Genomic DNA, 18,172 nt, shown 5'->3' with positions numbered 1-18,172 from the left:
CGAGGCTTTTATGATAATAAGCGGAGCTGTGGAATAATTGGCATAAGCACGCTTTGTGCCAGTGTTCCTATGCTCATACCAATAGATGCTTGCTTGCTCCATTTAAAGACATGAACCTTTTCATCTTTTGTTTCATACAAAAATAACAGCTGATCGCCCTCTTCAGCAATACCAATCTTATTATAGGTAATGTTATTTTGTTCAAGAACGATTTCAAAAGCTTTATGTAATAAGTTTAATGTTTGTTGATCAACTGGCTGCATTATATAAAGTTCCTCCCTAGGAATTTAGATCTTTTTTATTTTCATTATATTCCTTTCACCTTCATGATAAAAGAAAAATCATTGGTAAACAATTTGGTATATTGCAAAGTTGGCGTTTGCGAGATAAGATTGAAGTTATGGATAAAAAAATTCTTGCTAATTAGGCGCAATTTGCCTAATTGCTTATCTGTTCCTTAATCCAATGTGGATGGAAAAGACCTTATTTAGAGGAAGTTTGACTTCTTTGTCAAAGAGAGGAAGACAAGATGGGTAACAATTTTAAAGAAGATGTATTGTCACGCCGGACATTTGCGATTATTTCACACCCGGATGCCGGTAAAACAACATTAACAGAAAAATTACTATTATTTGGCGGCGCTATAAGAGACGCTGGAACGGTTAAAGCGAAAAAAACAGGGAAATTTGCCACTAGTGACTGGATGGAAATCGAAAAGCAACGTGGGATTTCTGTTACATCCAGTGTGATGCAATTTGACTATGATGGATTCCGGGTTAATATACTTGATACACCAGGTCACCAGGATTTCAGTGAAGATACTTATCGAACACTAATGGCCGTTGACAGTGCAGTAATGATTATTGACTCAGCAAAGGGTATTGAGGAGCAAACCCTTAAGCTTTTTAAAGTTTGCCGTATGCGCGGTATTCCAATATTTACATTTATGAATAAGTTGGACCGTCAAGGGAAGGCACCCCTTGAACTTCTTGCTGAACTAGAAGAAGTATTAGGAATTGAATCTTATCCAATGAACTGGCCGATTGGAATGGGAAAAGAATTCTTAGGTATTTATGACCGTTTTCATAAACGGGTGGAACAATTCCGTGTAAATGATGAGGATCGATTTATTCCTTTAAATGATGATGGTGAAATAGAAGGGGAGCATCCTTTGAAAACGTCTGGACTTTATGACCAGACTCTTGAAGAAATATTATTGCTAAATGAAGCTGGGAATGAGTTCTCGGCAGAAAAAATTGCAAACGGAACGTTAATTCCCGTATTCTTCGGCAGTGCATTAACAAACTTTGGTGTTCAGACATTTTTAGAGTCTTACCTGGAATTTGCACCTCCGCCAAAAGCACGCAATTCATCTGTGGGTGAAATCGATCCATTATCAGAGCAATTTTCAGGATTTGTTTTTAAAATACAAGCGAATATGAATCCAGCTCACCGTGACAGGATTGCCTTTGTACGTGTTTGTTCTGGTAAGTTTGAACGTGGGATGACAGTTAATATTCCACGCTTAGGAAAACAATTAAAGCTGTCTCAGTCTACTTCCTTTATGGCAGAAGAACGAAATACAGTCGAAGAGGCTGTAAGTGGTGATATTATTGGATTATATGACACCGGTACTTACCAAATTGGTGATACAATAACCACTGGGAAAGATGACTTCCAATATGAACGTCTGCCACAGTTTACTCCTGAATTATATGTGAAGGTTTCGGCCAAGAACGTTATGAAGCAAAAGTCCTTTTATAAAGGAATTCAACAGCTTGTTCAGGAAGGAGCAATTCAGCTCTTTAAGTCTGTTAGGATGGAAGAATATATTTTAGGTGCAGTAGGTCAGCTTCAGTTTGAAGTATTCGAGCATCGGATGAGAAATGAGTACAATGCTGAGGTATTAATGGAGCGTATGGGTTCGAAAATTGCAAGATGGGTTGAAAATGAGGCAGTCGATGAAAATTTATCGAGCTCAAGAAGCCTGCTGGTAAAGGATCGATATGATAATTATGTCTTTTTATTCGAAAATGACTTTGCATTAAGATGGTTCCAAGAAAAAAATACTGCCATTAAGCTATATAACCCAATGGACCAGCATGAATAACTTGCTCATTAGTCAAAACAGCAGAAAATAGTTCTGCTGTTTTCTTTTTTTATTTAGGCTATTTTCGCATAAATTGTTGAATTCAAAAGATGTATGAATGAATTGGAAAATACTTGGGAAATTTTTAACGTATTGGAGTTAATTTGGCCTAGGAATGGATAAGCTAAGTGAAGAAGTTTTTTCTTCTTAAATGCCATAAAGAAGCGGGATAGATTAAATGAAAAAAATGAGCAAATTGGAAGCAGTTCTATGGAATATTGCCTTGCCCGGGTTTACCCAATTATTAACAGGACAATATATTAAAGGCGTTTTATTTGTTGTTTTAGAATTTATTGTGAATGCCAATAGTCATTTTAATCGGGCGATTATGCACAGCTTCCTTGGTGAAATTAATCAAGCAGAGAGGGTATTAGACTATCAATGGCTCATGTTTTATCCATGTCTTTATATGTTTTCGATGTGGGATGCCTATCGGTTTGCTATGCCAGCCGAGGAGAAGTATTCCTATTTGCCTTTTGTATTCGGAGCGTATTTCATCACAGTAGGTTTAATGGTCTCTCCAAAGGTCACTATTTTTCAACTTCATCCAGGTCCTGTCTTTTTACCCATGATGTTCTTAATCCCCGGATTGTTTGTAGGAGGAATTATTCAACAAATTTTAAAATTAAAGGATCGAAAAACATAAAAAGCTTTAAATCGAATTTTTGATTTAAAGCTTTTTTGTTTGAATAAAAAAATTCACCACCACCCCCATAAACCGATCAAAACTCAACGTACCTATGTAGTAAAATACGGAAGTAAATTTATTGGAAAAAGATTTTAAATGAGAGGAGAAAATGATAAAAAAATATAAGGAATTAAATAATAAACGGGAAAAGATAGCCATTCTTGGGGTATTCTTTTTAAAAATGCTTATCTCCCTCTAAAGTCCAAAGTACTATATGTATGTTATAATGGGTCGAATAGAGGTGAGCACATGCTAGGTTTATTGTTTATGACCAAGAAGAAAAAAAGAACCTTAGAGGAGACTGTTCTTTTAATCCAACAAGGTGAGCGTGAACTACTTAACCAATTAATTGATTCCTATAAGCCTTTTATAGCAAAAACCGTTTCTTCCGTATGTAGACGTTATATTTATGAATCTGATGATGAATTTAGTATTGGACTTATCGCATTTAATGAAGCGATTGAAAAATATTCACCAGACAAAGGAAGCTCTTTATTAAGTTTTTCCGAGGTCATTATAAAAAGAAGAGTAATTGACTATATTCGAAAACAAACAAAAAATCAACATATAAGTATCGATATCACCGATCCCCTGCAAGAAGATGAATCTCCGGGAACGGTTATTGTAAATGAACTTTCGCTCGATGAGTTTCAAAAGAAGAACGATGAGCAATTAAGAAAAGAAGAAATACTACATTTCCAACAGCTATTATCTACCTTTGATTTAAGTTTTAGTGACTTAGTTGAAAACTCTCCAAAGCATGCGGATGCTCGGAAAAGTGCTATCCTAACAGCGAAAATGTTAGTTGCGAATACTGAATTAAAAGAGATACTAATGGAAAAAAAGCGTCTTCCTATCAAGCAATTAGAAACTATGGTAAATGTCAGCCGGAAAACGATCGAACGAAATCGGAAATATATCATTGCGGTTGCTCTTATTTTATCTAGTGATTATGTGTATATGAAGGATTATATAAAGGGGGTGCTTGATATATGAAAAAAGGAATAATCATGGAAATTGACGATGTTTTCTTAACACTGCTAACCCCCGAGGGTGAGTTCTTACGGACAAAAAAGCAAGATCAAATCTATTCGCTTGGAGAAGAGATACACTTTTTTCCGATGGCTAATTTTCAAACCAAGAAATCATTTTTTTTATTAAAAAATATACTTTCACCTAAAACCATAGGGTCCGTATTAGCGGCCTTAATCATCTTATTTGGCTCCTTGATCCCGATGCATCAAAACAATAAAGCATACGCCTATATGTCCATTGACGCCAACTCGAGTATTGAGCTCGGTGTAAATAAAAAAATGCAGGTTGTTGAATTAACAGGATTTAATAAAGAGGGGCAAAAGGTTATTGCGAAGCTAAAGAATTGGAAGAAAAAAGACGTTTCAAAAATCACCAAGTCTATTTTAGCTGAAATTCAACATGCAAGCGGTGTAAAAAACGAACCTGTTATTCTCTCTACTGTTCGAGTAAAAGAGCAGGATGAACACTCCGAAAAGGAACTTCAAAAAAATATAGCTGAGATTAAAGCCTTAGCTAGTAAAGAAGAAATGGAGTTAACCGTTTTAAAGGCAACTCAGGCAGATCGGGAAAAAGCACATAATCTTGGTATTTCAACTGGAAAATACCAGGAAGATAAACATCAACCCCTTCAAAAAGAAGAACCAAAAAATATAAACGTCAACCAGAAACCAAACATCATCCAGAAACCAAACGCTAACTTAAAACAAAATGCTAACTTGATACAAAATGCCAACCAGAAACAGAACATAGTTACAACACCAAAATCTGTTGTTATTCCACCGGGGCAGCAAAAGAAGAATGAGGATAAACATGTTGCGAAACCTGTTATTGGTAAACCAGTTAATAGTAAGATTGCGCCTGTTGTAAAAGAAATGGCACCTGGACAAATAAAAAAATTTGAGAATCAATCTCACCCCAAACAGGGATATACCAAACCAAAAACGCAGCCAAACACGCAACATCAGACCCATCAGGAAATACACGTTAACAGCCAAAATCATTCGAACGGAAAAGGCGGTTTGGCTAATCAAAAAAGTAATAACCAAAAGGATCAGCAAAATAAAAGTCAAAAAAACAAGTAAAAGTCCGGTTGAAACCGGACTTTTTTCCATATTTATTCAATTATTCGTTAAACCGCCCAGATAATTGAGCTTGTGCTTGTTGAACTAGTCTTTTTGTAATTTCTCCACCAACAGACCCATTTGCTCTTGAAACCGTGTCAGAACCTAATTGAACTCCGAATTCTTGAGCGATCTCATATTTTACCTGGTCTAAGTACTGCTCGATTCCTGGTACTAATAATTTATTGCTGCTATTAGCCATTTTTTTGACTCTCCTTTGTCCTTGGAAAGTTGTACTTTCCTTTTTAACTTTTGATTAGCCTCTTCGATCCCTTTAAAAGGGGACGCCCTCGGCAAATTTAGGGGTTCAGAGGAGGTGTATTCCTCTGTATAAGTAGTATCTATTTCCCTTTAGATTTTCATAAGTGGTAATGTTTTTCGCATTTGGTAATTTCATTAATCCGCTCCATGTCCAACATCCTTTGTTGGATGCATAAACGGGAAACCTTGTGGCTTTCTTTTATTTTCGAGCAGTTCTTTGTTTTCGGAGGTATTCCAGCCAATATCATTCGTCGGATGAACCCACTCATCCCCGGACATAATGGCAGGATCTGTATCCTTTGACCAGTTTTCTAAAGGAGAGTTTTCTGAAGCATATAAACTGTCACCAATGGTTACCCCATATTTATTTTTAAATGGTTCCTGCATTTTAATGCCCGTACCCTCAAAACTAGGTGCATTTATCTGATGTGGCATTGTTTCGTCAATTGTTACCTTTTCGGAGGACTTTTTATGATTGGCTTCTTTCAACGGTGTTCACTCCTTTTTTCTTTTATTTTCTGTTTGAGAGACAATTTTATTTATGAAAAATAAGGAAAGGAATGTTACCACTTACTTTGCTCAAACTAAGAATGTAATACCAATATTATTGGGAGGTTTTTAAATGGCAAAGCGCAAAGCGGAATTTAATGCAGTTGAAAAATATTCGAAAACTCCTCATAAAAATGTACAAGAAAGTGAATTTTCTGCAGAATTTACCGATAACAATAATGCGATCCGTTTTCAAAATCGAAATTCAAAACAAGGTAAAAAGGGTAAAAGTTGATGCTCAAGGCACGTAATACAAAAGCCTCTGTGCCAACGGAAGAGTTTAGTATTGAAATTGGTGAGGTAAATGGGGTAAAGCTTTATGAAACTAAAAAGCATTTGAAGAAAAATGCAAAAAATAAATAAGCCGAGACTTTTGTCCCGGCTTATTTATCTAACTTAGAAAGGAAAGATGAGTGTTTGATCATTGCTTGGGGCAAAGTAGGCTAACAAATGCCCGGGCTTACTTCTAATGTCTCCTGTGATTAGATAATGGTTTAAGTCAAATGTTAATTTTTCAAGCATGGTATGCTTAAATAATTCCTTTTCGTCAAGCTCCAATTGACTAAAGCTATCTCCAATCGAAATTTCCTGATCAAGTATTTGCCTATATAATTGTGACCGTTCCCCTTTATCTATGGATGACTCCCACCAAGGTTTTCTTGGTTTGTATTTATGATTTCTTAAATAATCAAACTTCATTAAACCTTCTATCACATCCAGATTTTCCACGGAGCGCTCTTTTAAGAACGAGTATAACCTGCGATATAAGTCTTCAAGCTGGTGCCCAATTCGTGACCATCCCTTATCATCCCAGTAAGAACCAAACTCCTGGAAAAAGTCAAATGGAGAAGGGAAAACTTGGCTCACAAGAAATTCAACAGTAAAATCCATTCGATGATCATTCCAATATTTCTCCAATACGTCTTCTACCTGTTTAATCCTGACAATATCATCAAAGGATAACACGTTATTGCTTAAAATTTCATAGGGCGAATGGTCCATATATACATATTGATGTTCATCCGCTCTGAGACGAACCCCAGTGCCTCTTAGCATTTTTAAAAAGCCTAATTGTAGTTCTTCTGGTCTCATCTCAAATACATCATTGAACGTTTTTCGGAAGGAGGAATAGTCCTCTTCAGGAAGCCCGGCAATTAAATCTAGATGTTGATCGATTTTGCCTCCTTCTTTGACCATTGTGACAGTTCTTGTCAGCTTCGTGAAATTTTGTTTGCGTCTAACGAGCTCATTCGTGTAATCATTTGTAGATTGGACACCTATCTCAAAGCGGAAAAGTCCATTTGGTGCTTCTTGATTTAAGAATTCAATCACTTCCGGCCGCATAATATCTGCAGTGATTTCAAACTGAAATACCGTTCCGGGGAGGTGTTCATCTATTAAGAAACGGAACATTTCCAAAGCGTAACTTCTACTGATATTAAAAGTACGATCCACAAACTTAATGGTTTTTGCCCCATTTTCCATTAAGTACCGAATGTCTGCTTTTATTTTTTCTCTGTCAAAATATCTTACTCCCACTTCAATTGAAGAGAGACAGAACTGACAGCTAAATGGACAGCCTCTGCTCGTTTCGATATAAGTGACCCGCTTTCCTAAATCAGATATGTCTTCCGGAAAACGATAAGGGGAAGGCAATTCTTTAAGATCAAGTTTATTCATTTGCAGGGTCGTCTTTACTTGTCCATTTTCCCGATATGCAATGCCATGAACATTGCGATATTCTTTGGAGGTGGAAATTTCATTTAAAAGCTGTTTAAAGGTTTGTTCTCCTTCGCCAATAACTATAAAATCAACATCCGGATTTTTTTCCATCCATTCAACGGTATCGTAAGTAACTTCTGGTCCGCCTAGAACAATTAAAATGGAAGGATCAACCTTTTTTAACATATTAACCACTTTTAATGTTTCTTCAATATTCCATATATAACAACTAAAACCGATAACATCAGGTTTAGCTTGATAAAGGTCCGAAACAATATTTAGCACTGGGTCTTTAATGGTGTATTCTTTAAGTTTGATTGGAAATTCTGGGGCGGCATAGGCCTTCAAATAGCGTATAGCAAGATTTGTATGAATAAACTTAGCATTTAGAGTCGAACAAATAACATTCATAAGGTTGCTCCTTTATTAAATATAACCAAATAATAATTATAGCTTATTTTTGACCAAAAGGGTATTTCACAAACCCAAATCAATTCACGTATGCCCAATATTCATTTAAACGAATCAATACCTAAATACCATTCTGTTATATTACAATAAAAAGTCTGTTATATAATTAAGTAAGCGTTATTAAGTCTGATATAATAATGAATCTTTTTAAAAAAATAATGTGTTATAAAACTTTTCGGTAGATGTTTGACTTTTGTCACAGATTAAATTTCTAAATTGTCCTACAATAACGTTGGGTAAATCAATTAATAGTTTATTTCGTATTTTTGGGACGAAATGGGGAGGGACATTATGTCTATTTTACCGAAAAAGAATGATCTTGGATTTTTTGAAATCCGATTAGAATCAATTGGCGGCTTAGGGGCAAACCTAGCTGGAAAAATGTTAGCAGAAGCAGGAGTATTTAGTCTTGGTTTAAGAGGTTCTAACTTTTCATCCTATGGATCTGAAAAGAAAGGCTCACCAGTAAAGAGTTTCATCCGTTTTTGTGATCCTGAAGTAGAAATTCGCGATCATAGTCCAATCGAGCAGCCGCATATTGTTGGAGTTTTTCATGAAGCATTATATAAGACGGTAAATGTTGTCAGCGGTTTAAATGCGGATGGAATTGTCCTAGTGAATTCAGCTAGAGATTTTGATGATGTAAAAAAGGATTTACACTTAGAATATGGTACCCTGGCCATTGTCGACGCCTTAACCATTGCAGTTGAGGAAAAAACAAAAGTAAATACAGCTATGTTAGGCGCTTTATATCGAATTTGTGATTTCTTAGATCCTGAATCCATGAGAGATGTGATCAGGAAAACTTTTACGAAGAAATATCCACACCTTGTTGAGCCAAATATCAGAACATTTGATCGAGGATATAATGAAGTTCAATTTAAAACCTATGAAGTGCCTGAAGGAGCTGAAGGGAAAGCTTTTACACGTAAACTTCCACAACTTGGCTATATGACACAAGAAATAGGCGGCGTGATGGTTTCTCAAGCAAATAGTATTTTTAAAGATTTAAGTGGATCACGTCAAGGTTTCCTTCCAGAATATAAACAAGATAAATGTATTCATTGTGCAGCTTGTGATAATGTTTGTCCAGATTTTTGTTTTGTTTGGGAAGAAGGGGAAGATAAACGCGGCAGGAAACAGATGTTCTTAAAGGGTATTGACTATCAATATTGTAAGGGCTGCTTAAAGTGTGTAGAAGCATGTCCAACCGATGCATTAGGTGATCTTCGTGAAATCATCGGATATGCGGATGAAAATCGTGTCAAGCAAAACTTTCCTTACATGGCAGGAGGGGTTCTATAATGGCTATTTTAGATGAAAAATTAACAATGCATAAGGTGGCTGAGCAGGTTTCTACCTTTGAGTCTGGAAATGAGATGGCAGCCACTGCAGCCGCACAAATTAATTACCATATTATGGGGTATTTCCCGATTACACCTTCTACTGAGGTTGCTCAATTTTTAGATCAAATGAAAACCCGCGGCCAGCATGATATTAAACTGATTCCCGCTGATGGTGAGCATGGGTCTGCTGGTATTTGTTATGGCGCCGCAGCAACTGGTGCTCGGGTAATCAATGCAACGAGTGCAAATGGTTTCTTATACATGCTGGAGCAAATGCCCGTACAATCAGGCACCCGTTATCCAATGGTCATGAATCTAGTTACTCGGGCAGTAAGTGGGCCACTTGATATTCGAGGTGACCACTCAGACCTTTATTATGCCTTAAATACCGGCTGGGTTATTTTAACAGCAAAAACTCCTCAAGCTGTTTATGATATGAATATTATGGCATTAAAAATTGCCGAACATTCTAAAGTCCGTTTACCGGTTATTGTTGCCTATGATGGTTTCTTTACATCACACCAAAAGCGTAGGGTAGAGTACTTTAAGGATCGTAATGTTGTACAGCAATTTGTTGGCGAGTGTCCGACTGAATATAACTTTGTTAGAGATTTAAGCAAACCAGTAACGGTCGGTGCACATATGAGTGGCGATGATTTCATTAATAACCACTACCAGCAATCAGAAGCTATTTACAATGCTGGAGATGTATTTAAAGAAGTGGCTGCTGAATATGCAAAACTATCGGGCAGAGAATATAATGTACTGGATTTATATAAAATGGAAGATGCTGAAGTTGCATTATTTCTATTAAATTCTGCCGCAGAATCTGCAAGAGATGTGGTTGACCAGCTTAGTGAAAAGGGAATTAAAGCGGGAGTCATTAGCCCGAATATCATCCGTCCATTCCCTTCTAATGAGATCCGCGAAGCCCTTAAAAATGTTAAAGCCTTATTAGTCGGTGAGCGTGCAGATTCATATGGTGCTAATGGCCCTAATTTAACCCATGAAGTGAAATCTGCCCTGCAAGATGATAAGGACAATAAAACCATTGTGTTAAGCCGAGTATTTGGTCTAGGCGGGAAGGATTTCTATGCGGATGATGCACACGAATTCTTTAGTATGGCAATCGACGCCTTGGAAAAGGGATATGCTGAAAAACCGTTCGATTACTATGGGCATATTCCAGGTAATCCGGAAAACATTCTTAAGCCAGTTATATTGCCACAACATGGTGATGTGTATAAAACAGGCCTGATTGATGTCAAAATGGATGAAGAAACAAATAAATTAAAAGTTAAAATTCCTCCGCTTCGTGCTCTTACAGGCAAGCCGAAACGAATTGCTTCAGGACACGGTGCATGTCCAGGTTGTGGGATATTTGCTGGTCTTGAGCTATTCTTTAAGGGCATTGAAGGAGATATCGTTACATTATTCCAAACAGGCTGTGCGTATGTAACGACAACTGGTTATCCAAGTACATCGCATAAACAAACAATGATCCATAACCTGTTCCAAAATGGTGCAGCGACCTTATCCGGGACAGTCGAGGCATTTATGGAATTAAAACGCCGTGGAGAAATAAATGTGTCTGACGATGCAACTTTTGTTATGATTACAGGCGATGGTGGTATGGACATAGGGATGGGCTCAGCGATTGGAACAGCCCTTCGTGGACACAAATTGATCATGCTGGAATATGATAATGAAGGTTATATGAATACAGGCTCACAATTGTCATACTCAACGCCAATTGGACATATGACAAGTACATCTGGTGTAGGAAAAGTACAGCGCGGAAAGGCTTTCCACCACAAGGATACTGCTCAAATCATGGCTGCCACTAACATTCCTTACGTATTTACCGGATCTGAAGCATTCCCTCAGGATTTAGTGAATAAAGGTGCAAAAGCCCAATGGTATGCACAGAATGTTGGACCAGTGTATGGAAAACTTCTTATTGCTTGCCCATTAAACTGGAAATCGGATGATCGCTATGGGACAAAAATTGTCGAAGAGGCTGTGAACTCCTGCTTCTTCCCACTTTATGAAATTGAACAAGGCGTTACTACTATTACGTATAATCCGGAAGAGAAGAATAAACGCGTTCCCCTTTCTGATTGGCTGAAATATATGGGAAAAGCAAAACATCTTTTAAAAGAAGAAAATAAGTCTATTTTAGAAGAGTTTGAAGCTGAAGTTGAAAAAAGATGGCAGCGTCTAAAAGCAAAGCACGAAAATCCGCTTCTTTAATATGATGTCATAAAGTAGAAAACGCAAAGTAGGAAAGTACTTTGCGTTTTCTGCTTATTTTTTTAATAGTATTGTCTTATCATGTTATAATAAATTGTCGAGATAATATGTTTTTTCTCGATTTATGTAGAATAATAGATTTGATGTATGGATAATCAGGGAGTTCGCGGGGTGCAGCACGTGGGAAAGCAAAGCCAAAAAGAAGCATTATCTCTTGATAGTTGTAAAAACCAGAAAAAGTTAATGAATTTTCATGAGAGCGAACACAAATATAGACAAATCTTTGAACATTCAGTCGATGGCCTTATCCTTTGGGATTACGAGCATCGTATTATTGACCTAAATCTTGCCGCAGAAAAAATAATAGGCATTAAGAAGGATAGGTTAATAGGTAATCTTCTTTACGAACCTCATACAATATTAGAAGACGGAAAGCAAAAGATTCTACAGCATATAGAACAAGTCCTTGAATATGGACAATTTTGCTCCACGATGACCTTTAAAGATGAAGAAGGGAAAAATAGATATTTTGAATGTTCATCCACCTTTGATGTCTGGGGAGGAATTAATTTTACCGTCTTAAAAGATATTACCGATAAGGTGGGAATTGAGGAACAGCTGCGTAAATCTGACACACTTAATGTAATTGGGGAGCTTGCTGCTGGAATAGCCCACGAAATTCGTAATCCTATGACAGCTCTAAAAGGATTCATTCAATTACTTGAAAGCTGTATCATTAAAGAACATCCAATGTATTATCAAGTTATAACTTCAGAATTGGCACGGATGGATTCGATTATTAATGAGTTTTTAATTCTTGCAAAGCCGCATGCTACTAAATTTCAAGAGAAGGATTTTAACCAAATTATTAGGGAAACAGTTGATTTACTTTCAGCACAGGCTGTTCTACATAATGTCCAATTTGTAACAGACTATGACAGTGAAATACCTCTTGTATTTTGTGAGCCTAACCAATTAAAAAAGGTATTTATTAATGTTATAAAAAATGCAATCGAAGTGATGCCCCTTGGCGGGAAAATAACTGTTACCACGAAGAAGCAGGACAATGGGCAGATTCAAATTAGTATTCAAGATGAGGGTTCCGGAATTCCAAAGGAGATGATAAAAAAGCTTGGTGAACCATTTTATACGACAAAAGACCAGGGAACAGGTCTAGGGTTAATGGTTAGTTACCGAATTATCAATGAACATCAAGGGAAAATTAGAATAGATAGCGAAGAAGGAAAAGGAACCACTTTTTACATTGAGCTGCCTCTCGATTTGAAAAGTAAAATAGATAGAGATTAAAAAGCAATCCGTAAATAATACAGATTGCTTTTTTTGGGTTGATTAGTACATTTTAATAATAGGAATTTGGTTTTCTATCTTCAAATATCGGTATCTGCTTGCGGATTTCTTTTACTAGCTCTAAATTAATCTCCGCTGAAAGGATGTCTTCCTGCTCTCCTGCTTCGGCTATTATTTCCCCCCACGGATCAATAATTAGCGAGTGTCCAGCGAATTGGTTGTTTGGGTCACTGCCAGACCGGTTACAGGCGATCACATAACATTGATTTTCAATTGCTCTAGCAATCAAGAGAGTCCTCCAATGCTGTAAGCGAGCTGCAGGCCATTCCGCGACTACAAATAAGGCTACAGCTCCCTCAGAAGTGTGAGCTCGAATCCATTCAGGGAAACGGATGTCATAACAAATGACACCTGCAAACAAATGATCCTCTACCTGGAATAAACCTTTTTTAGACCCAGCCTCAAGAAAGAGATGTTCATCCATTAATTTAAAGAGATGGAGTTTATCATATTGATGGATCACTTCTCCTTCTTTTGTAATGATAAGAAGGGTATTGCTTACTCCTTTTTCCCCACGATTTGCAACTGAACCCCCAACAAAATGGACCTTGTGTTTTTTTGCTGCTGCTTGGAGAAAAGTAATGGTTTGCATTGCATGTTGATCCGCAATTTCATCTAACCTGGTTAAGTCATATCCAGTGGTCCAAAGCTCAGGCAGAACAAGAATATCTGGATGTTTCTCCATGGCTTTTTCAATTAGCTTTTCAGCTGATTGATAATTTCTTACAGGGTCACCGAAGGCGATATCCATTTGAAGACATGACACTTTTATTTTCAAACCCCTCACCTCATAAATATTCTGAATTTTTTCTTTACAAGTCATTATAAAAGTTATAACATTTATCACTAGAAATTCAAACAAGATTCGTAGATATTTTAACTAATAAAAACCAATAGTAAACAAAATTAGTTCTATAGCACTATTGATATTTTACAAAAATTTCATATTAACCCTGTGAAGCTTAAAAGTTGAGAACTATTAATTTTTTTACTTATTAAAATACTATATTACTTTGATGGTATATTTGTCGTTTGTGAACGAAAGTGACAGAAAAATATGTCGAAAAGCGAAAGAAATAGATTGTTTTGTCTACTTTTGCGATTGTATTTACTTTTCATGAATTTCTTGTCATAATTCTTCAAGTAGTCTACTTTTTGAGTGGTTTATAGTAAGCGTGTAAGGTAGGAGGATAAAATTGTACAAGTATAGTAATAATCAATCTGAAATGATTGAAGAGATAAAAGCTAAAAGAGAATTAATGATTCATAGTGCAAACACTCTTGGTTATACGAGTCCACAAACAATTAAATACAGCCAAGAACTAGATGAACTAATCAATCAATATCAAAAGGTAATTAGTCAATCTTCAAAATCAAATGAAGAAGTAAAATTTGCTTTTAAACACATGATTATGATCTGGCCTAAAGTTTTAGTTTAAGAAAAGGATAAAACAACTTTGATTATAATATTCCAAAAATCTTTTGCCCTATCGGAATTGTAATGAAGGTCTTCAGATTTAACCATTTATAAAAACAAAAAAGAAGGCCTTCTGATACTCGCTAGTACATGTTCAAACCTCAAAAACACTTCCTAATTTACATCTTTTAAATCTCCTGATACATTCTAAAAAATAATTCCCTATTACCCCTAAATATTAGAAGAAACCTGTGATTTTTATCATTGTTTATATCATAATATTTAATATAGTTATATTATTAGTACATTGTTAACAATCGAGACATAGACTGCATTTAGTTTCCACTTCAGTTCTACCATACAATAATCAAAAAATGCTCCCTAGAATCCACCTTATTCTTACCAGAAAAAAAGAAAACTCTTATGTTTGGTACTATGCTTGTGTTGCGATACATATTATCGTTAATAAAAGCATCTTTTATAACCAAAGGAAGCAAACGCTTTCAAAACTCGCAGTTCATATGGAGGAGGGAAAGTCCTACATGCACATTGTTGTTTGTATCAAACAGGTACCTGATACAAAAATCATTAAAATTAATCCAAAAACTAACACACTCGACCGCCGAAGCGCACCTGCAATTTTGAATCCTTATGATGCCCATGCTGTTCAAGAGGCTGTGAAAATTAAGGGAAAAACGGGTGGAACTATATCGGTATTGTCAATGGGACCGCCGCAAGCAACCGCCATTATTAAGAAAAGTATTGAAATCGGGGCAGATAGAGGCTATCTAATTACAGACCGCGCTTTTGCAGGTGCAGACACCCTAGCCACTAGTTATGCATTATCAAAGGCATTAGAACGAATAGGGAAGGAACTTCCTGTTGATATGGTAATCTGCGGGAAACATGCGATCGATGGTGATACCGGACAGGTAGGTCCTGGGATTGCAAGAAGAATGGATATTCCCCCAGTGACAAATGTAATTGAAGTGGCAGAGGTCAACCAAGAAGAAAAAACGGTGCTAATTAAACGAAAATTATCCAATGGATATGAGTTAATTCAATCTGAACTTCCATGCTTGTTAACGGTTGAAAAGGAAATTAATCAAATTGAATATTCCCCAATGCTTAACATGATTAAAGCAGCAAGATACGAGCCGACTATCTGGGCTGTCAGCGATCTTGAAAATGTAGACCGAACGCAGCTTGGTTTAAAGGGGTCACCAACTATCGTAGGTAAAATGTTTACACCTCCACGGCCTGAAGGCGGGAAAAGACTAGAGGGTTCTCCTGATGAGCAAGTCAAACAGCTCATGGATGTCTTAATGGAGAAAAAGGACCTATTTACGATTCAGCCATCAAAATAATAAAAGTATTTTTCTGCTTTGGGGAGGGGTTAATATGAATTTTGACGATTATCGGGGAGTCTGGGTATTTATCGAACAAAACGATCGTAAAATTGAAGGAGTATCACTTGAACTGCTGGGAGCTGGCAAAAAACTAGCTGATAAGTTACAAGTTCCATTAGCAGGATTTTTATTAGGACATGAAATTAAACCACTAGCCAGCCAAGTTATTTCATATGGTGCTGATGAGGTTTATGTTATTGATCAGCCTATTTTAAAGGACTATAGAACCGAATCCTATATGCAGGGGGTTATGTTGTTAGCTAGAAAATATAAGCCGGAAATTATTCTTTATGGAGCCACACCAAATGGAAAGGACTTAGCAAGTGCGGTTGCCACTGATTTATCAACAGGGTTAACTGCCGATACGACCATGCTTGATGTTGATGTATCAAACCGATTGCTGGAAGCAAGCAGACCGGCGTTTGGCGGCAATATCATGGCAACCATTCTATGTAAAAAGCATCGGCCGCAGATGGCAACGGTACGGCCAAAGGTTATGAAGGCATTAGAGCCGGATTCAAGCAGACTTGGGAAGATTATTGAAGAGAAAATTGATCTCAAGGAAGAAGATATGCGGACAAAAGTACTGCAAATTGTGAATGACGTAACAAAAAAAGCAAGTTTAGCAGAAGCCCATGTCATTGTTTGCGGAGGCAAAGGAATGGGAGACCTGCAAAACTTCCAGCTTATTCATGAGTTAGCAGAAACCATAGGTGCAAGTGTAGGCGGGACGCGTGATGTGGTGGAAGCTGGCTGGCTTCCACATGAACAGCAGGTTGGTCAAACAGGAGAAACGGTAACACCGAAAATTTATTTTGCCATCGGTATTTCTGGTGCAATACAGCATGTTGTTGGGATGAAAAATTCAGAATTTATTATCGCTATCAACAAAGATCCCAATGCCCCTATTTTTGATGTTGCAACGTACGGAATTGTAGGAGACGCTTTAGAAATTGTACCTAAACTAATCGAGCAATTTAAGCAGCTTAAGACGGAAAAGGGCGGTGAAATTAGTTATGCCTGAGAAATTTGATGTCATTGTTGTTGGGGCTGGTCCATCAGGTACTGCATGTGCTCTTACTTGTGCTAGAAAGGGGCTGAATGTTTTACTGATTGAAAGAGGTGAATATCCAGGGGCAAAAAATGTAATGGGCGGTGTCTTGTATCGAAAGCAGATGGAAGAGCTAATTCCAGAGTTTTGGAAAGAAGCACCTCTTGAAAGGCCTGTCATTGAGCAGCGTTTTTGGATGATGGATAAAGAATCAGTTGTCTCCTTTGGATATAAAGGTCTTGAATGGGCAGTCGAACCATATAATAATTTTACAGTCCTTCGCGCCCAATTTGATCAATGGTTTGCTGGAAAAGCAGTTGAAGCAGGAGCTCTCCTTATTAACGAAACCGTTGTAACGGAGTGTATTGTTGAAAATGGCAAGGTGGTTGGTGTCCGTACGGACCGTCCTGATGGGGAGGTTTATGCGGATGTAGTCGTCTTGGCTGACGGGGTAAACTCGCTTCTTTCGAAACAATTAGGTTTCCATAAAGAATTTCGTCCTGATGAGGTAGCCTTAACGGTTATGGAAGTTATTAATCTTCCGAAAGAGAAAATTAATGACCGCTTTAATTTAGAGGATAACCAAGGATGCACCATTGAGATTTTTGGAGACTCAACCAAAGGCAACCTGGGAACTGCTTTTCTTTATACTAATAAGGACAGTTTAAATATTGGGGTAGGCACAACTCTCTCTAGTATGATTAAAGCGAAATTAAAGCCGTATGAGCTGTTAGATTACTTAAAAAATCATCCGATGGTGAAGCCACTGATAACGGGAGGGGAGTCTGCTGAATATTTAGCTCATCTTATTCCTGAAGGCGGTTACCGCTCCGTTCCTAAGGTTGCCGGTAATGGGGTCATAGTCGTTGGGGATGCAGCCCAATTGGTAAACGCCATTCATCGCGAAGGCTCTAATATGGCCATGCATTCAGGTTTATTAGCAGCTGAAACTGTTATTGAAGCTAAGGCAAGGGGAGATTTCTCGGAGACTACATTAAATCTTTATCGAGAGAAACTTTATGATAGCTTTATAATAAAGGACTTAGAGAAATATAAAGATGCTGCACACACTTTTGAGAAATACCCACAATATTTCAATGATTATGTACCAATGATGAACAAGGCCATGAGCAAATTCTTCACTGTAGACGGAACACCAAAACGAGAAAAACAAAAGCAAATAATCAAGGGTGTTACAGCGGAAAAAGGAACCATTCGAGTGATTCAGGATATTTATCGTGCCTGGAAGGCGGTGAAATAATGTCAACGAAGAATATCGAGGAAAAGCAGTATTTGATTCGGTTTAAGTGCGATACAAAGTCTCATTTGACG

18 protein-coding genes are annotated in these 18,172 nt (G+C 37.2%); 13 read left to right on the top strand and 5 right to left on the bottom strand.

Annotation, left to right across the window (positions count from 1 at the left end; all coding sequences use genetic code 11):
• Window positions 1-8 precede the first annotated feature (8 nt).
• On the bottom strand, window positions 9-263 hold the full coding sequence (locus tag CVD27_RS16595; protein ID WP_101649015.1) for a hypothetical protein: 255 nt from the start codon (window positions 261-263) through the stop codon (window positions 9-11).
• 266 nt (window positions 264-529) lie between these two features.
• Here CVD27_RS16595 and CVD27_RS16590 point away from each other — a divergent pair, with 266 nt between their 5' ends.
• From CVD27_RS16590 to CVD27_RS16575, 4 genes are all read left to right on the top strand, one after another.
• Window positions 530-2,110 (top strand): peptide chain release factor 3, encoded by a 1,581-nt coding sequence (locus CVD27_RS16590; RefSeq protein ID WP_101649014.1) that lies wholly within the window; start codon window positions 530-532, stop codon window positions 2,108-2,110.
• A 217-nt stretch (window positions 2,111-2,327) separates the two neighbouring features.
• Entirely contained in the window at window positions 2,328-2,795 is a 468-nt protein-coding gene (locus tag CVD27_RS16585) for a hypothetical protein (RefSeq protein ID WP_101649013.1), read from the top strand.
• A gap of 291 nt (window positions 2,796-3,086) precedes the next feature.
• Window positions 3,087-3,833: an RNA polymerase sigma factor SigI gene (gene sigI, locus CVD27_RS16580; RefSeq protein WP_101649012.1), complete on the top strand. Its 747-nt coding sequence runs from the start codon at window positions 3,087-3,089 to the stop codon at window positions 3,831-3,833.
• Window positions 3,830-4,954 carry an anti-sigma factor domain-containing protein gene (locus CVD27_RS16575; protein ID WP_101649011.1) on the top strand — a complete coding sequence of 375 codons (1,125 nt, stop codon included), beginning with the start codon at window positions 3,830-3,832 and terminating at the stop codon, window positions 4,952-4,954. Before sigI ends, CVD27_RS16575 begins: the two co-directional genes overlap by 4 nt.
• Window positions 4,955-4,994: 40 nt before the next feature.
• Here the strand turns inward: CVD27_RS16575 and CVD27_RS16570 are convergent, their stop codons facing one another.
• Both CVD27_RS16570 and CVD27_RS16565 read right to left on the bottom strand, forming a co-directional pair.
• Window positions 4,995-5,195, bottom strand: a complete 201-nt coding sequence (locus CVD27_RS16570; RefSeq protein ID WP_101649010.1) for an alpha/beta-type small acid-soluble spore protein — start codon at window positions 5,193-5,195, stop codon at window positions 4,995-4,997.
• A 194-nt stretch (window positions 5,196-5,389) separates the two neighbouring features.
• Window positions 5,390-5,743, bottom strand: coding sequence for a DUF3905 domain-containing protein (locus CVD27_RS16565; protein ID WP_101649009.1), 354 nt, complete (start codon window positions 5,741-5,743; stop codon window positions 5,390-5,392).
• A 133-nt stretch (window positions 5,744-5,876) separates the two neighbouring features.
• Between CVD27_RS16565 and CVD27_RS28220 the strand changes: the two genes are divergently transcribed.
• Together CVD27_RS28220 and CVD27_RS28805 are read left to right on the top strand one after the other, a co-directional pair.
• Window positions 5,877-6,038: a hypothetical protein gene (locus CVD27_RS28220; RefSeq protein ID WP_180960324.1), complete on the top strand. Its 162-nt coding sequence runs from the start codon at window positions 5,877-5,879 to the stop codon at window positions 6,036-6,038.
• Complete coding sequence (locus tag CVD27_RS28805) at window positions 6,038-6,166, top strand: hypothetical protein (protein ID WP_257984399.1); 129 nt, start codon at window positions 6,038-6,040, stop codon at window positions 6,164-6,166. The genes CVD27_RS28220 and CVD27_RS28805 overlap by 1 nt, the downstream gene beginning before the upstream one ends.
• Before the next feature lie 33 nt (window positions 6,167-6,199).
• Here the strand turns inward: CVD27_RS28805 and CVD27_RS16560 are convergent, their stop codons facing one another.
• A complete protein-coding gene (locus CVD27_RS16560) occupies window positions 6,200-7,936 on the bottom strand; it encodes a B12-binding domain-containing radical SAM protein (RefSeq protein ID WP_101649008.1) in 1,737 nt (578 codons plus the stop codon).
• A 351-nt stretch (window positions 7,937-8,287) separates the two neighbouring features.
• Here CVD27_RS16560 and CVD27_RS16555 point away from each other — a divergent pair, with 351 nt between their 5' ends.
• The 3 genes from CVD27_RS16555 (at window position 8,288) to CVD27_RS16545 (ending at window position 12,903) form a co-directional block, all read left to right on the top strand.
• Window positions 8,288-9,301: a 2-oxoacid:acceptor oxidoreductase family protein gene (locus CVD27_RS16555; protein ID WP_101649007.1), complete on the top strand. Its 1,014-nt coding sequence runs from the start codon at window positions 8,288-8,290 to the stop codon at window positions 9,299-9,301.
• Window positions 9,301-11,595, top strand: coding sequence for a thiamine pyrophosphate-dependent enzyme (locus tag CVD27_RS16550; protein WP_101649006.1), 2,295 nt, complete (start codon window positions 9,301-9,303; stop codon window positions 11,593-11,595). Before CVD27_RS16555 ends, CVD27_RS16550 begins: the two co-directional genes overlap by 1 nt.
• A 171-nt stretch (window positions 11,596-11,766) precedes the next feature.
• Window positions 11,767-12,903: a PAS domain-containing sensor histidine kinase gene (locus CVD27_RS16545; protein ID WP_257984398.1), complete on the top strand. Its 1,137-nt coding sequence runs from the start codon at window positions 11,767-11,769 to the stop codon at window positions 12,901-12,903.
• Between the two features lie 52 nt (window positions 12,904-12,955).
• Here CVD27_RS16545 and CVD27_RS16540 read toward each other — a convergent pair whose 3' ends face one another.
• Window positions 12,956-13,786 carry a carbon-nitrogen family hydrolase gene (locus CVD27_RS16540; protein ID WP_180960323.1) on the bottom strand — a complete coding sequence of 277 codons (831 nt, stop codon included), beginning with the start codon at window positions 13,784-13,786 and terminating at the stop codon, window positions 12,956-12,958.
• 373 nt (window positions 13,787-14,159) lie between these two features.
• Between CVD27_RS16540 and CVD27_RS16535 the strand changes: the two genes are divergently transcribed.
• The 4 genes from CVD27_RS16535 to CVD27_RS16520 all read left to right on the top strand — a co-directional run bounded on the left by CVD27_RS16535 (window position 14,160) and on the right by CVD27_RS16520 (window position 18,101).
• Window positions 14,160-14,402 carry an aspartyl-phosphate phosphatase Spo0E family protein gene (locus CVD27_RS16535; protein WP_101649004.1) on the top strand — a complete coding sequence of 81 codons (243 nt, stop codon included), beginning with the start codon at window positions 14,160-14,162 and terminating at the stop codon, window positions 14,400-14,402.
• A 520-nt stretch (window positions 14,403-14,922) separates the two neighbouring features.
• A complete protein-coding gene (locus tag CVD27_RS16530; protein ID WP_101649003.1) occupies window positions 14,923-15,747 on the top strand; it encodes an electron transfer flavoprotein subunit beta/FixA family protein in 825 nt (274 codons plus the stop codon).
• Between the two features lie 34 nt (window positions 15,748-15,781).
• Window positions 15,782-16,813 (top strand): electron transfer flavoprotein subunit alpha/FixB family protein, encoded by a 1,032-nt coding sequence (locus CVD27_RS16525; protein ID WP_101649002.1) that lies wholly within the window; start codon window positions 15,782-15,784, stop codon window positions 16,811-16,813.
• The gene (locus CVD27_RS16520) at window positions 16,806-18,101 is read left to right on the top strand and encodes an FAD-dependent oxidoreductase (protein WP_101649001.1); all 1,296 of its coding nucleotides are present in this window, start codon (window positions 16,806-16,808) and stop codon (window positions 18,099-18,101) included. The genes CVD27_RS16525 and CVD27_RS16520 overlap by 8 nt, the downstream gene beginning before the upstream one ends.
• Window positions 18,102-18,172 lie beyond the last annotated feature (71 nt).

The organism is Neobacillus cucumis, assembly GCF_002860255.1.
Lineage (GTDB): Bacteria > Bacillota > Bacilli > Bacillales > Cytobacillaceae > Neobacillus > Neobacillus cucumis_A.
The sequence above is the reverse complement of the archived record's forward strand: the minus strand, read 5'-3'. Positions and strand labels throughout refer to the sequence as shown.

Bases quoted from the DNA above. Each gene is read 5' to 3' on its own strand.
- CVD27_RS16520 (WP_101649001.1), top strand. From the start codon at position 16,806: ATGCCTGAGAAATTTGATGTCATTGTTGTTGGGGCTGGTCCATCAGGT.
- CVD27_RS16575 (WP_101649011.1), top strand. From the start codon at position 3,830: ATGAAAAAAGGAATAATCATGGAAATTGACGATGTTTTCTTAACACTG.
- CVD27_RS16570 (WP_101649010.1), bottom strand. From the start codon at position 5,195: ATGGCTAATAGCAGCAATAAATTATTAGTACCAGGAATCGAGCAGTAC.
- CVD27_RS16540 (WP_180960323.1), bottom strand. From the start codon at position 13,786: ATGACTTGTAAAGAAAAAATTCAGAATATTTATGAGGTGAGGGGTTTG.
- CVD27_RS16560 (WP_101649008.1), bottom strand. From the start codon at position 7,936: ATGAATGTTATTTGTTCGACTCTAAATGCTAAGTTTATTCATACAAAT.
- CVD27_RS28805 (WP_257984399.1), top strand. From the start codon at position 6,038: ATGCTCAAGGCACGTAATACAAAAGCCTCTGTGCCAACGGAAGAGTTT.
- CVD27_RS16555 (WP_101649007.1), top strand. From the start codon at position 8,288: ATGTCTATTTTACCGAAAAAGAATGATCTTGGATTTTTTGAAATCCGA.
- CVD27_RS16590 (WP_101649014.1), top strand. From the start codon at position 530: ATGGGTAACAATTTTAAAGAAGATGTATTGTCACGCCGGACATTTGCG.
- CVD27_RS16595 (WP_101649015.1), bottom strand. From the start codon at position 263: ATGCAGCCAGTTGATCAACAAACATTAAACTTATTACATAAAGCTTTT.
- CVD27_RS16525 (WP_101649002.1), top strand. From the start codon at position 15,782: ATGAATTTTGACGATTATCGGGGAGTCTGGGTATTTATCGAACAAAAC.
- CVD27_RS28220 (WP_180960324.1), top strand. From the start codon at position 5,877: ATGGCAAAGCGCAAAGCGGAATTTAATGCAGTTGAAAAATATTCGAAA.
- CVD27_RS16550 (WP_101649006.1), top strand. From the start codon at position 9,301: ATGGCTATTTTAGATGAAAAATTAACAATGCATAAGGTGGCTGAGCAG.
- sigI (WP_101649012.1), top strand. From the start codon at position 3,087: ATGCTAGGTTTATTGTTTATGACCAAGAAGAAAAAAAGAACCTTAGAG.
- CVD27_RS16530 (WP_101649003.1), top strand. From the start codon at position 14,923: ATGCACATTGTTGTTTGTATCAAACAGGTACCTGATACAAAAATCATT.
- CVD27_RS16585 (WP_101649013.1), top strand. From the start codon at position 2,328: ATGAAAAAAATGAGCAAATTGGAAGCAGTTCTATGGAATATTGCCTTG.